Genomic DNA, 13,296 nt, shown 5'->3' on the forward strand with positions numbered 1-13,296 from the left:
ATCTAGGGGCGAAGATAATTGTGTTCCCTGAGATAGTCCTTCCATTGTTTTGCCTTTTCTTTTTTCAGTACCCTCGGAAATTTATTGCTCCCTCCTACTTTGCCCTGCATTTCCATCCATTTGAGGAATACCGAAGTACTCATGACCTTCACCCGAACCTCTTTTAATGCCGCCGTTCGTTCTACTTTATAGTCGTCATTCAGCACCTTTAGGTGATTATCAATGGTATCAGTCACTAAAGCTTCGTCTACGTCATCATCAGTTCCAACATACCAGTGATGCGCGAATAGGGTGTCTTTATGTTCCCCCAAAACCGTGAATTCACGAATATCGATATTGAGATCCTTACTGGTGAGTTCGATGGCTTTGTTCATGTTGTCAAGTGACATGTGTTCCCCACACAAACTCAGAAAGTGTTTGGTCCTGCCAGTGATCACGATCTCACTATCTTCCACAGACACAAATCGTATCACATCTCCGATTAAATATCTCCAGGTACCAGCATTTGTGGTAATGAGCACCGCATATTCTTTCCCCTGCTCAATCTCATCGATCTTAAGTGTGGTAGGATTGGGCCTCATCTCCCCCTCTTCCGTGAAGTTGTGATGATTGAAGGGAATGAATTCATAGAAAATCCCATTGTTCAATACCAATCGCATGGACTTTAGATTGGGGTTGGCCTGAAACGCCAGAAAGCCCTCTGAAGCCAGATAAGTTTCCATATAGATCAAGGGCCTGGCCAACAGCTTTTCAAAACCTTTCTTGTAAGGCTCAAAGGATACGCCGCCATGAACAAAAATGGATAGATTGGGCCAGATATCGTGAATAGTATCAACCTGATAATAATCGATGATCTTCTCCATCAGGATCTGCAACCAGGCGGGTACGCCAACAATGATCCCCATGTCCCAGTTTTTCGCATTCTTCGTGATCTCATCCAACTTCTCATCCCAGTTGGTCATGGCGATCTTTTTCCCAGGTTTATAAAAATGCTGAAACCAGAAGGGAATCTGGGAAGTCGTGATCCCGCTCAGGTCTCCTTCAAAATATGTTCCACTCCGACGTAAATTGGTACTACCGCCGAGCATCAAGATGCCTTTGGTGAAAAAATTGGTCGGTAGGTCATATTTGGACAGAGCTAATAACTGTCGGACAGAAGTCTTGCGAATGGACTTCAACATGTCCTTGGTGATCGGTATGTGCTTGGTAGGTGCTCCGGAAGTACCTGAACTCAATGCAAAGTATTTAACACTACCAGGCCAGCAAACATTAGACTTTCCCTCTTTGGCCATGTGCCACCAGTCATTGTACATTTTGTTGTAATCATGAACTGGAATATTGGTTTTAAAAGCCTGATAAAAAGCCTGATGGTCTTTATTCTTGAACGCTTGCAGTATGTCACGAAAGCGATAAGTTTTACCAATTTGAGTATTCTCCGTATGAATGAGCAGCTTTCGTAGCTCCTGTTTTTGCAAGTCGATGGGTGAGGTATATTGCTGTTCAATGCTTTCTCGCAGGTTAATTCCCCTCTTTAGCAAAGTTCCAAGGATAGCCATCTATGAGTCTCTGTTTTTATCAACCGATTGACGGATCGAAGTTAGTCATTTCATTAAATTTCAAGTGGCAATTCCTGTCCGTTAAAAAACAAATCTTTGTGATTTTTGAACAACCTTTGCTGCTTAGATTTTGTTGCCCCAGGAACATGACAAAAATCGCTGAGAACATCAATAAATATCGAGAAATACTGACTGGAACGTCTTGTAACCTGATCGCTATTTCTAAAACCAAGCCAAACACCCTACTGCAGGATGCCTATGACGCGGACCAGCGTGATTTTGGAGAAAATAAGGTACAGGAACTGGCGAGGAAATATGAAGAACTTCCCAAAGACATCCGTTGGCACATGGTTGGCCATTTGCAACGAAACAAGGTCAAGTTCATCGCACCATTTGTGCACCTCATTCACAGTGTGGATAGCGTAAGATTACTGGAGACCATCGAAAAAGAAGGCGCAAAAGCAAACCGGGTGATTTCAGTGCTATTACAAGTACACATCGCACGGGAAGAAGCAAAGTTTGGATTTGATCGTCAGGATCTGTTGGATTTGATTGCTTCAGGAAAACTTAGTGAAATGTCACATATCAAAATCCAGGGACTAATGGGTATGGCTACCAATACCCAGGACGAGTCAGTGGTCAAAGCAGAATTTGAGGGATTGAAAAGTTTATTCGATGAGCTCAATGCAGCACATGGGCTGGATCTTCGAGACCTCTCCATGGGCATGAGTGGCGATTTTAAACTGGCGGTGGAAGCAGGATCAACCATGATCCGAATAGGTACGGACATTTTTGGAGCACGCGACTATGCAAACAAAGTGGTTTAAAATAGCAGCCATATCCGGTGCACTCGCCGTAGTTTTAGGTGCTTTTGGTGCACACGCATTGAAAGCTTCGTTAGAGGCCTCAGGATCACTCGATACCTACAAGACCGCTGTACTCTACCATTTCCTCCATAGTTTGTTTATTCTGGTCATAAGTTTTAGCCCTTTTCACAGCCAAAAAGTGATTTCCAGCATTAGCACACTGGCTCTGGTCGGCATCATCTGTTTTAGCGGGTCTCTGTATGGTTTGACCATTTTAAAATGGACCTGGTTTGGACCCATTACTCCTATCGGGGGATTATTCTTTATTGCTGCATGGATATACGCCGCCATTAAAGCGAAACAGTAAGACAATTGATGACAGCTTCACCACGTTTGGAAAAGTGACAATCTAAGGGTCCTCGTTATCCGATAAACGAGGAAAAGTCTGTGCGAGGCAGAATGAGTTTGTTACCAGGCAGGCTGAGGATCTCGAAGCCTAGCCTTCCTGATCTGTTTTAGGCAGTACGTTAGTGGTTATCTTGATGCGTTCCCGTGAGTTAGTGGCATTGGATACGATCGTAATGATTTTGTTCTGCATGCCGATTTTTCCCGCGCTATTGAAGGTCACTTTCAATGAAGCCAATTCACCTGGAGCGATCGGCTCTCTGGGCCAGTCGGAAGCGGTGCATCCACAGGTCGTAAGGACATTACTTAAAATCAATGGCTCAGTTCCCGCATTTTCAAATTCAAAAGTATGCTCCACTTTATCCCCTTGATGAATGTCTCCAAATTCCCAGGCATCCTCGACAAATACAATCATCGGACCTGATTCAACCTCTTGAGCATAGCTGCATACAAAAGCAGCCAACAAAATCACCACACCAAATATCTTTTTCATCTGCTAAATGTCCTTATGTCAATATTAATTATCAAAGTAACGTATTGTTGCTCAATTTAGCTCCCACAAATGCAAATTATCCATCAATGGAAGATATCTATCGAGGAAAGGTACGTGTGCGAGTTTGCGGATTACTAATTAATAACAAAGGTATCTTGCTCTTGAAACACCTGCATCTTGGACCAAAGGGACACATATGGGCCCCTCCTGGAGGCGGAGTAGCATTTGGTCATCAGGCAACAGATGTCTTGCGCCAGGAATTTCTGGAAGAAACCGGATTGATTATTGAAGTAGGAAATTTTCTGTTTACCAATGAATACATCGATGAAAAATACCATGCCATTGAGCTTTTCTTTGAAGTACAGGCCGTTGATGGACAGCTTAAATTGGGAACAGATCCAGAATTAGCCGCTGATCAGCAAATTCTTGCGGACATTAAATATTTCAATGATTTCGAGCTTGCTAACGAAGATCAGGATAACTTGCATAATCTATTCAGGGAAACTCGTTCGTTGACTTTATTAAAGGAGTTACGTGGCTTTTTTAAATTTCATCGTCGTGAATCCTGAACTACGCATTTAATTATTTTGTAAAATCATTATTATTGCAAAAAATCCTAACAAATGAGCACTTCTAGAATCCTAACCGTAGTTTTTGGTCTTATTTCCGTAGGACTGGCCTGGTACCTGTACGACAGGATAACGACTAGTATCGACGAAGCTGACCGAATAGAGCGAATGGAAGCCGCAATCATCGACAAGCTCAAAATGATTAGGGAAGCTGAAATCGCTTATAAGTCTGTCAATGGAAAGTATACCAGCAACTGGGATTCACTAATTGCTTTTGTTGATTCAGGGAACTTCTACATCGTAGAAAGAACAGAAAGAGTAATCACCCTGGAATACGGTGCGGATAGTTCCTGGGTAGAAATTGACACACTCGGTACCAAACTTGTTTTGGACTCTTTGTTCAATAGTGACTTATATCCTAATTTCAATTTGGCAGCTCTTCCATATGTTCCTGGTATTGATCCTCCAGTTAAGTTTGTTGCATGGGCCGACAAAATCACAAAAGCTGGTGTTCTTGTAGATGTACTTGAAGTGTTTAATCCACAGCCTGTTAATCCTGCCAGAGACGAAGAAAGTGAATACAATACCCGTAAGCCTCTAAGATTTGGTTCGCGTACAAGTGTAACCACAGCAGGTAACTGGGAGTAACCAAATATTTTGACGACCGCCAAGCAACCGGATTATCGCCTGATCAAACGGGTAAAAGACCCGAAGTTTGAGATTGACAATCTCCATCACTACTCACTGGTTCTGCAAATCGGCATTAACGACTTTCAGCTCTGTGTGATAGACGGCAGGAGCAATGGTGTCCTGTATTTTGAAGATTTCAAACTAGAGAACATCAAGACGGTCAATACCCGCCTAAAAGTGCTACATGGCGTATTTGACAGTCATCATTTTCTTACGGCAGGCTTTTGGAAAAGCGTCAAAGTATCCATCAAAAGTCACAAATTCTCACTAGTACCTAAAGATCACTTTGTCAGTTCGTCTTCAAGCGATTACCTGGTGATCAATAGTGAAGTAAAACCGAATATTGAAGAGGTCATTCATTATGAACATGGTACATCGGGCCTCGTCAATGTGTTTGCGGTAGATAAAAAATTACTTGGATGGATAAAATCCATCTACCCTGCCATAGCCGTCAGCATTGTGCACCAGGGAAGTGCATTGATTGAAGGCCTCCAAAAAAACATAGCTTCAGACGGCAGTAAGAAAATGTACTGCAACGTAGATCGTGGCATCCTCCATATTATCGTGATGGAAGGAAAAAACCTGCTTTATTATAATCAGTTTGCTGCTCGACAAAGTGAAGATTATCTCAAGTATGTGATGACGGTCTTCAAAGAAGTAGGACTCAGCCCCAAAAAGAATGGCATTCTTATGTGGGGCACATTGAAAGCCCAGTCGAAACACGTTGATCTCCTGAAGAAATACTTTAAGGACATTGAATATGCCGGAAAGGCCAGGCATTTGGTCTTCAGCCACGCTTTCGATGAAATTCCCGAATATCATTACTTCGATACCTACGGGGCTTATCTCTGCGATTGATGAGTAAAGTTGCCATTTTCCCCGGCTCCTTCGATCCTTTCACCAAAGGCCATGAAGATATCGTCCGAAGAACACTTAAGCTCTTTGACAAAGTGATTGTCGCGATAGGTTTCAATTCCAAAAAGCACAATCGATACTTTGATGTCGACGAAATGGTGGCTTATATCGAAGGGGCGTTTGCCAATGAACCCGTAGAAGTCATCGTTTACGATGAATTGACTGCCAGGATTGCCGAGCGCTATAATGCGCAGTGTCTGGTGCGTGGATTGCGTAATACGACTGATTTTGAGTACGAAAACAGCATTGCTCAGATCAACAAGTACCTCAATCTAAATTTGGAAACCATCTTCCTGATCACTTCACCGGAACTTGCTCCGATCAGTAGCAGCATCATTCGTGAAGTTCATAAGTACGGAGGGGATGTTTCGCCATTTTTGCCTTATAAGCTAAAGGAGTAGTTTCAAGCCACTCCTTGATCTTCTCTTAGCTGTTTGTGATACTCACTGATCACGAATCGAATGGTTCGATAAGAATTGTACAGTGCCTCACGCATTTCCCTCAGATCCATCCACCTTACTTCTTCAATGTCTTCTTCTGTCTGTGGAGCCATTTTTGAATCGTCCAAGCATTCCATGGCATACCAGGAAGTCTTCTTAAGGACGTATTTCTTGTTTCGGGTATAGGTATGCCAGGTATGACAAATTTTCGGTCCGAGCAGACATTTCACCAATGTTTCCTCTTCCACTTCTCGCAAGGCACATTCACTGATCTTCTCTCCTTTGTCAAGCTTGCCTTTTGGCAAATCCCATTTCCCCAGGCGGTGAATCAGTAATAGACGATCTCCTTTCTGCACAACTCCGCCTCCGGCTTCCACGATCTTAAACTTGTCTTTGATGTAAGCCACCAGTTCCTTCTTGTGGTCACTGGCAAAGGTGACCGAACTCAGATTCTTCAATTTTTTGTCCGTCATGACCTGAAGTAGCTCTTCTACCTTTTTGGGAGAAGCATTCATGATAAGGACGTCATCGACCAGCATCTTATGAGAAATCTTAACTGATTTACCATCCAGGGTGACATTAAAGTCGCCATGACTGGTAATCGATTTCGAGCTTGTCAGATTGACAGGGGTGTCATTAATGAATATTTTCACTGCACGTGAAAAGGTTTGGTGATTTTCTCATGTAATTATCACCGACTGTGACCAATATTGCAAAATATTTTGAAAAATAATTAGAAGTAGAATTCCATGTCAGTCAACTGCTTTGACAAAAACCTCGCAAAAGAAATTGCAAAGGAACTATTGAGCATAGGTGCTATCAAATTGCAACCCGAAGATCCGTTCACCTGGGCATCCGGCTGGCAATCACCCATTTATTGTGATAACCGTTTGAGCCTATCATTCCCCGCACTTCGAACCAAGATCAAAGAAAGTCTGGCTGACATGATCCGTGAGCGTTTCCCGAACACCGAAGTAATCGCTGGAGTGGCCACTGCAGGTATTCCGCAAGGTGCATTGGTTGCAGAAGCACTCGGTCTGCCCATGATCTATGTACGGTCCAAATCCAAAGGTCATGGCCTGGAAAATCAAATTGAAGGAAAACTCAATCCCGGACAGAAAGTCATTGTGGTAGAGGACCTGGTTTCAACGGGTGGTAGTTCTTTGAAAGCCGTAGAAGCCCTAAGAGCCAGCGGAGCTGAGATTGAAGGAATGGTATCAATCTTCACTTATGATTTTAACATCGCACGGGAGGCCATGGAATCTAATAACGTCAACTTGTCCTATCTAAGTGACTATCCTACGCTCATCGAATATGCTGCCGAAAATGGTCTATTGAAACCTGAGTTGGTGGAAACATTGAATGCGTGGAGGGAAGATCCGGGGAGTTGGGGGAAGTAATCATCAAACCTATAAGGTCTAATAATAGATTTATCGGAGACCTTGTAGGTACCAACTCCTAAAACTTCTCCTCTATCCCTAAACCGAATAAAGCGAAATCATAACGTACAGGATCTTCGGGATCGAATTTCCTAAGGCCTTCAGTCAATTCCAGAGCTGTTTGCCAATCGGTCTGTTTTCTTTTGATTAGTCCTAGTTTCCGGGCCACGCGATCGACATGTAAGTCACAAGGACAAACCAATTGCGCTGGAGTAAGTCGCTTCCAGATACCGAAATCCACTCCCCGGTCATCGTGACGTACCATCCAACGTAGAAACATGTTCATTCTCTTGCAGGCTGATTTTTTTGCAGGATTTTGTATGTGCTTACGTGTCCGTGGCGGATAATCTGGCAATGAAAAGAATCGCTCGTAGAAATTTGTCAGGGCATTTTCAGTATCTGTCAGACTATATTGGCCCTGAACGAACGCTTCTTCCAGGCTCTCATGTTTGCTATAGAAATCACGTAGGAAGTGAATGAAATACAGGCAATCCGTCCCGTTGAAGGTACGATGTTTGAAGTCCACAAATGGCTTCAGGTCATCATCTTTCGCATGTAGCATGAACTCGTAAGGCGCATCATCCATCCAGGACAGTAGTTCCTTACATTTATTGATTATCGTGATCCGCTGGCCCCAGGCCAGGACAGCCGCAAATAAGCCTGAGATCTCTATGTCCTGCTTTCTCGAAAATCGATGGGGAATGGAGATCGGGTCATTAGCGATGAAACCTGGAACATTGTAAGTGTCTGCTTTCTCGTCGAGAAAGGCCTTCAGTTCAGTTCTTTTCATCCTTTGATTTCGGAGTAAATGATCTCCACACGTGATTTTTTATCGATTATTCCGAGTTGCTTGAATGTCGCATCTGTAAATCGAATCATCATGTTTCGATTTAGCCCCGTATTTGGCAATTTACCCACGACTCGAACTTCCAGTGATTCATGATTCATCAAGTTGACGACTTTCATCACAGCACCTACGGGAAGCGTTCGATGCAGCGCCAGGAACTTACGGGTCTCAATGATGTTCTCTATGGTCCCGGCAATCCCCTCTTCATGAACAAGGGTATCCTGATCCGTTGTTTCTATCCAAAACCGTGAACCATAGGAAGTAAATCGAGTTCTTGGCCTGGAATGATTCAGGCTATCATGTTCAATCACCTTTTTGACCAATAACTTATCACCTATTCTTAGTGTACTTGTCTCTAATCCATTCCAGGAAATTAGGCTGTCTGGAATCGTCTCAAACCTTCTGGCCAATTGCGACAAGGTTTCGCCAGACTGGACATAATGCGTATAATAATCAATTGAATCTTTATCTATTACTTCTGCAGACGGAAGTGCTTCGACGACATCTTCTGGGAGGGTCTCCGTGGTATCCTTCTTCGTCGGCAATTCTGTAATGACATCTACCACCTTCGCTTCATCATCCATTGGATCATTTGCCTCTTCCTTTGCTTCGGGCTTATCTGCTACAGAAGGAGGACTTACGTAAAGCGTATCGCCGATACTTAAATTGTTATCACTGAGACCATTCCAACTTCTCAAATCCGATGCCTCAATTTCATATCTTCTTGACAAAGAATAAACGGTTTCTCCTGACATGACCGTATGAAACTTACGTCGTGCATCAAGTGGTTCTTCTACTTCATTCACAATAAATTGCGTCGCTTCACCAGCAGGTTTTGCAACAGGGATTTTAAGCACTTGTCCAAGGTCAATTCCACCATTCCTGAGTTCATTATTGGCTTTGATGCTATCAATTTCTGTAGCATATCGCCTGGAAAGGGAATAAAGCGTCTCTTTCGCCTCTACTTCATGGATCACAAAATATCTTCCATCTCGTTCTTCCAATCGAAGTGAGTCTGTAGCTATCCAATTGCCACGGGCACCTAAGAGCCAGCAACAACACAACGCCGTGATCATGTATCTATAGCTGATAGACATGTAATTCATTCCTGTTTTCAACAAATATGAGCAGGTTTTGATAAGTAAAGAAGCTCTGAAAAACCACACCCTCCATATTTTCATCTAGTTGATGATCCATCAATACCTGCCCCCCTTTATCCATTACGTAAACGAAGCGACTTAGCTGCTTATTTTTCTTTAAATAGTACGTTACGAAAATATACCCTTCCTGCTCTAAATACTCCACCGATTCTGCAATTTCTATTCCTCTCCTGTTCATGAAGCGCTGCACCTGTTCAAAGGCTTCAGTCCCATGATGGAAGACTACCGGAAATATACTCTCAGAGGGTGCCTGCATCAGTTTTTCGGGCATCGGTTCTTCAAACAGTTCGCCACTCAATCGATCTACAGACCACCAAACGTGCTGTGAAGGATCACTTTCATCTTCAAACTTCTTGACCCAAAGCTTTCCCTGATCTACCCCCTGAAGTCCAGTCCACCAATCCAGGGCTTCATTTTCATAAATCACCTGATCAAAGGAATTCAGTTCTAAAACACGATACTGCACCTGCAGGTCTTCTTCGGACCGAAGTTCTATCCCTAATGCTGCCAATTCATTTCCTTCCAGGATCTTCCATACTAATCCTTCAAATTTTTCTTTAAAAACCAGTGTCACGACGCGTGAGGGTTTAAGGACGAGAACAAACGAGTTCTACAGTTTAATTCACATGATTTTTGATAATTTTTTGTAATAAAATCACCCAAACAGGAAACTAAAGAAGTATGGGGGGAATTGACTAATTGCATTAATTTGCAAGATACCTCACAGAACAGAACTAAAACTACATTGGGTTAACTGCATTAGAGATGAAAAATATATTGACGATACTTCTGAGCTGTTTTTTAGGGATTTCAGTCTTAGCTCAAGATAATGAACAAAAACTGGTCTATCATTTACAGGTACTGGATGACATAGACCCCAGAACCAATCGATACACTGAGCTGGGTTTGGAAGCGGCCATAGATGCCGGTGCTGACATTGTGATCATTGAATTGGACACTTATGGCGGCGCACTGAATGATGCCGATGAGATCCGTACCCGTATTTTGGATTTTGAAAAGCCCATCTATGCATGGATCAATCGAGATGCTGCCTCCGCCGGAGCTTTGATCTCAATCGCTTGCGACAGTATTTATATGGCAGCTGGTTCGAGTATCGGAGCGGCCACCGTGGTAGGTGGTGATGGCGCAGCAGCTCCGGACAAATATCAATCCTACATGCGATCCATCATGCGGTCTACAGCCGAAGCCACCGGACGAAATCCCGCCCTGGCTGAAGCCATGGTAGACGAAGACATAGATCTGGATAGTATCGCCACTGAAGGCAAAGTGCTGACCTTAGCTGTGTCTGAAGCAATTAAATACGATTTCTGCGAAGCAGAACTCAATAGTCTCGAAGAAGTCATCGAACGCGTAGGGATAGAAGATTATCGTGTGGAGACCTACAGTTTAGGTTCTTCTGAAAAAGTAATTGCCCTTTTCCTCAACCCATTCGTCAGTGGTATTCTCATTTTGATCATCATCGGCGGCATCTATTTCGAGTTGCAAACACCCGGTGTTGGTTTCCCTATTCTCGCTTCCGCTGTGGCAGCCGTGCTTTACTTCACGCCATACTACCTGAACGGACTGGCGGAAAACTGGGAGATAGCTATATTCTTCCTGGGAGTGGTACTCATTGCCGTAGAAATATTTGTCCTGCCCGGATTTGGTGTCGCAGGTGTCTCTGGATTGATCCTTACACTTGGTTCATTGACCCTGGTCATGCTGGATAACGACCTCCTGGACTTTACCCTGGTAGGCAGTGGCGATATTTTCATTGCAGCCGCAACCACGATGGTCGGATTCATGCTCTCGATCATGCTATTGTTCGTCGGGGGTGTGAGGCTCGCCAACAGTCCACTCTTTAGAAAAATTGCTTTGACTGATACTCAGGACACAAGTCAGGGTTTCACTTCTCGGTTCATCGAAGAAACCATGAAAGGTAAAGAAGGTGTCGCTCACACCATCTTAAGGCCCAGTGGTAAGATCATGATTGAAGATACTGTGTATGACGCTACGACAAGAGGTGAATACATCGCACAAGGTGAGCCAGTAAAAGTAATCTCGGATGAAGGGACCTCACTCAAAGTGAAAAAACTGGAAGGATGATCATAGGCATCATCCCAGCCCGGTATGCTTCGACAAGATTTCCGGGCAAGCCTCTGGCGGATATCGCTGGCAAGTCCATGATCCAGCGCGTCTATGAAAAGGCAATACAATGTGATCTATTGGATCAAGTGATCATAGCTACGGATCATGAAGCCATTCAGGAAGCTGCTCTTCAGTTTACTGAAAATGTCGTGATGACTTCTACCGAGCATAAGAATGGAACGGAACGATGTGCAGAGGTGGCAGCAAACACTACAGGGGATTATTTCCTGAATATCCAGGGAGATGAGCCATTTATCGACCCTCTACAAATTAAATTGGTTTGTGAATCTTTATTAGCCGGGGCAAAAATTGCTAGCCTCAAAATCAAAATTGAGGATTGGCAAGACATCCAGGATCCAAACCTGGTCAAAGTTGTAACCGATCACAACGGAAAAGCCCTTTATTTCAGCAGAAGCCCTATCCCCTATTGCAAAACGCGATCCAAGGAACAATGGCCAGTGGAGCAAACTTATTACAAGCATGTAGGACTCTATGGGTTTCAAAAAGCGACATTGGAGGCTGTAGTGAAACTGCCACAAGCAGGGTTGGAAGTAGCTGAATCCTTAGAACAACTCCGATGGTTGGCTCATGGGTATTCCATTCAGGTACAGGAAACAACGATCGATAGCACCGGCATTGATGTCCCTGCAGATATTGACCGGGCATTACGTATCTTTCAGCCGTGAATCAAATCCAAAAAGTAATCATCTGGGTGATGATCGGGACCGTTTTTGTTTTGTTCTGGTTATCACTGCGTGACGAAGCGCACGCCCTTGAGTACGGTACCGCAGCCCTATTGGTTTGGGGAGCCACGCATGGCTTGCAATATCTATTCAAAAAGAAAACATGAGGATCCGCAGGAAAGCCAACAAGTGCCTCAATTGCGGTGCACACATCAGCGAAGTGTATAATTTCTGTCCCAAATGCGGCCAGGAAAATAACGACAACAACATTTCGTTTGGATTGCTTTTCCGTGAATTCTTCTCCAATTATTTCTCACTGGATTCACGTTTCGGCAGGTCCATCAAACCTTTTTTAATTAGTCCTGGCACCCTTACTAATGCCTTCAATGAGGGAAAAAGGGTTCGATTTGCCCATCCGGTAAGACTATACTTAGTCATCAGCCTGATCCACTTTACCGTGTTCTCATTTATTCAAACCCAGGAAAACGAAGAAAGTGGCAGCCAAACATTCATTGAAATGATGGATGAGGTCCATGCAGATAGTCTGTTGGCTATGCACCCTGATTCCATTCAATACGACCCGGAAGAAGACTTCATGTTGTCAGATCGTGAATTCGCGCTGATCAAAAAAATGTATAGTGAAAATCACACTTCCAAACAGATATTAGACTCACTTCACATAGAAGGTCGGAGCTTTTGGGATCGAATGGCGATCCGGCGCATTGTAAGGTTGTCCAATACCACACAGGAGCAAATCAATAATGCGATCATTGGAAATATACCAGTCATGATGTTCGTCATTTTACCATTATACGCACTTCTCCTCAAACTCTTTTATCGGAAGAAGGGTCTGTATATACAGCACTTGATCCACTCCTTCCACATTCATTCTTTTGCTTTTTTCGCGCTCACCATTGGCTGGTTGTTCATTCTGGCATTTTCTCTCACAGAAGAGAATGTATTATTTGTTGTCTTTCTTGGCTTGAGTATCTACATCTATTTTTCATTGGTTCGGGTTTGTAGGCAATCGTACCTGATGTCCTTTGTCAAGCTGTTTGCAATGGGCACGGTTTATTTCTTTCTACTTACATCTTCTATTGTGATTGAAGCAATCATCAGTTTGATCATCTATTAAAAAACTTTTT

17 protein-coding genes are annotated in these 13,296 nt (G+C 43.5%); 11 read left to right on the plus strand and 6 right to left on the minus strand.

Features of this window, described 5'->3' with window-relative positions; translation table 11 throughout:
• Positions 1 to 2: 2 nt before the first annotated feature.
• A complete protein-coding gene (locus tag R8G66_12030) occupies positions 3 to 1,556 on the minus strand; it encodes a GH3 auxin-responsive promoter family protein (GenBank protein MDW3193090.1) in 1,554 nt (517 codons plus the stop codon).
• Between the two features lie 146 nt (positions 1,557 to 1,702).
• Here R8G66_12030 and R8G66_12035 point away from each other — a divergent pair, with 146 nt between their 5' ends.
• Both R8G66_12035 and R8G66_12040 read left to right on the plus strand, forming a co-directional pair.
• Positions 1,703 to 2,383 carry a YggS family pyridoxal phosphate-dependent enzyme gene (locus R8G66_12035; protein ID MDW3193091.1) on the plus strand — a complete coding sequence of 227 codons (681 nt, stop codon included), beginning with the start codon at positions 1,703 to 1,705 and terminating at the stop codon, positions 2,381 to 2,383.
• Entirely contained in the window at positions 2,364 to 2,729 is a 366-nt protein-coding gene (locus R8G66_12040) for a DUF423 domain-containing protein (GenBank protein ID MDW3193092.1), read from the plus strand. Before R8G66_12035 ends, R8G66_12040 begins: the two co-directional genes overlap by 20 nt.
• Before the next feature lie 129 nt (positions 2,730 to 2,858).
• Here the strand turns inward: R8G66_12040 and R8G66_12045 are convergent, their stop codons facing one another.
• Positions 2,859 to 3,260 (minus strand): DUF1573 domain-containing protein, encoded by a 402-nt coding sequence (locus R8G66_12045; protein MDW3193093.1) that lies wholly within the window; start codon positions 3,258 to 3,260, stop codon positions 2,859 to 2,861.
• 86 nt (positions 3,261 to 3,346) lie between these two features.
• On the opposite strand from R8G66_12045, the gene R8G66_12050 reads away from it, so the two are divergent.
• Genes R8G66_12050 through coaD form a run of 4 tightly spaced genes read left to right on the plus strand, consistent with a single transcriptional unit; the run spans position 3,347 to position 5,835 of the window.
• On the plus strand, positions 3,347 to 3,829 hold the full coding sequence (locus tag R8G66_12050) for an NUDIX domain-containing protein (GenBank protein MDW3193094.1): 483 nt from the start codon (positions 3,347 to 3,349) through the stop codon (positions 3,827 to 3,829).
• Between the two features lie 54 nt (positions 3,830 to 3,883).
• A complete protein-coding gene (locus R8G66_12055) occupies positions 3,884 to 4,477 on the plus strand; it encodes a hypothetical protein (protein ID MDW3193095.1) in 594 nt (197 codons plus the stop codon).
• 9 nt (positions 4,478 to 4,486) lie between these two features.
• Positions 4,487 to 5,377: a DUF3822 family protein gene (locus R8G66_12060; GenBank protein ID MDW3193096.1), complete on the plus strand. Its 891-nt coding sequence runs from the start codon at positions 4,487 to 4,489 to the stop codon at positions 5,375 to 5,377.
• Positions 5,377 to 5,835 carry a pantetheine-phosphate adenylyltransferase gene (gene coaD / locus R8G66_12065; protein MDW3193097.1) on the plus strand — a complete coding sequence of 153 codons (459 nt, stop codon included), beginning with the start codon at positions 5,377 to 5,379 and terminating at the stop codon, positions 5,833 to 5,835. The genes R8G66_12060 and coaD overlap by 1 nt, the downstream gene beginning before the upstream one ends.
• A gap of 2 nt (positions 5,836 to 5,837) precedes the next feature.
• On the opposite strand, the gene R8G66_12070 is transcribed toward coaD, so the two are convergent.
• On the minus strand, positions 5,838 to 6,527 hold the full coding sequence (locus R8G66_12070) for an NUDIX hydrolase (protein MDW3193098.1): 690 nt from the start codon (positions 6,525 to 6,527) through the stop codon (positions 5,838 to 5,840).
• Between the two features lie 96 nt (positions 6,528 to 6,623).
• On the opposite strand from R8G66_12070, the gene pyrE reads away from it, so the two are divergent.
• Complete coding sequence (gene pyrE / locus R8G66_12075) at positions 6,624 to 7,274, plus strand: orotate phosphoribosyltransferase (GenBank protein ID MDW3193099.1); 651 nt, start codon at positions 6,624 to 6,626, stop codon at positions 7,272 to 7,274.
• 58 nt (positions 7,275 to 7,332) lie between these two features.
• Here the strand turns inward: pyrE and R8G66_12080 are convergent, their stop codons facing one another.
• Genes R8G66_12080 through R8G66_12090 form a run of 3 tightly spaced genes read right to left on the minus strand, consistent with a single transcriptional unit; the run spans position 7,333 to position 9,894 of the window.
• Positions 7,333 to 8,103 carry a TIGR02757 family protein gene (locus tag R8G66_12080; protein MDW3193100.1) on the minus strand — a complete coding sequence of 257 codons (771 nt, stop codon included), beginning with the start codon at positions 8,101 to 8,103 and terminating at the stop codon, positions 7,333 to 7,335.
• On the minus strand, positions 8,100 to 9,257 hold the full coding sequence (locus R8G66_12085; protein ID MDW3193101.1) for a LysM peptidoglycan-binding domain-containing protein: 1,158 nt from the start codon (positions 9,255 to 9,257) through the stop codon (positions 8,100 to 8,102). Before R8G66_12085 ends, R8G66_12080 begins: the two co-directional genes overlap by 4 nt.
• On the minus strand, positions 9,241 to 9,894 hold the full coding sequence (locus R8G66_12090) for a hypothetical protein (protein ID MDW3193102.1): 654 nt from the start codon (positions 9,892 to 9,894) through the stop codon (positions 9,241 to 9,243). Before R8G66_12090 ends, R8G66_12085 begins: the two co-directional genes overlap by 17 nt.
• A gap of 191 nt (positions 9,895 to 10,085) precedes the next feature.
• Here R8G66_12090 and R8G66_12095 point away from each other — a divergent pair, with 191 nt between their 5' ends.
• The 4 genes from R8G66_12095 to R8G66_12110 are packed head-to-tail and all read left to right on the plus strand — an operon-like array spanning position 10,086 to position 13,286.
• The gene (locus R8G66_12095; GenBank protein MDW3193103.1) at positions 10,086 to 11,426 is read left to right on the plus strand and encodes an NfeD family protein; all 1,341 of its coding nucleotides are present in this window, start codon (positions 10,086 to 10,088) and stop codon (positions 11,424 to 11,426) included.
• Positions 11,423 to 12,154: a 3-deoxy-manno-octulosonate cytidylyltransferase gene (gene kdsB / locus R8G66_12100; protein MDW3193104.1), complete on the plus strand. Its 732-nt coding sequence runs from the start codon at positions 11,423 to 11,425 to the stop codon at positions 12,152 to 12,154. The genes R8G66_12095 and kdsB overlap by 4 nt, the downstream gene beginning before the upstream one ends.
• Positions 12,151 to 12,318 carry a hypothetical protein gene (locus tag R8G66_12105; protein ID MDW3193105.1) on the plus strand — a complete coding sequence of 56 codons (168 nt, stop codon included), beginning with the start codon at positions 12,151 to 12,153 and terminating at the stop codon, positions 12,316 to 12,318. The genes kdsB and R8G66_12105 overlap by 4 nt, the downstream gene beginning before the upstream one ends.
• Positions 12,315 to 13,286: a DUF3667 domain-containing protein gene (locus R8G66_12110; protein ID MDW3193106.1), complete on the plus strand. Its 972-nt coding sequence runs from the start codon at positions 12,315 to 12,317 to the stop codon at positions 13,284 to 13,286. The genes R8G66_12105 and R8G66_12110 overlap by 4 nt, the downstream gene beginning before the upstream one ends.
• Positions 13,287 to 13,296 lie beyond the last annotated feature (10 nt).

It is taken from the genome of Cytophagales bacterium (genome assembly GCA_033344775.1).
Taxonomy (GTDB): domain Bacteria; phylum Bacteroidota; class Bacteroidia; order Cytophagales; family Cyclobacteriaceae; genus JAWPMT01.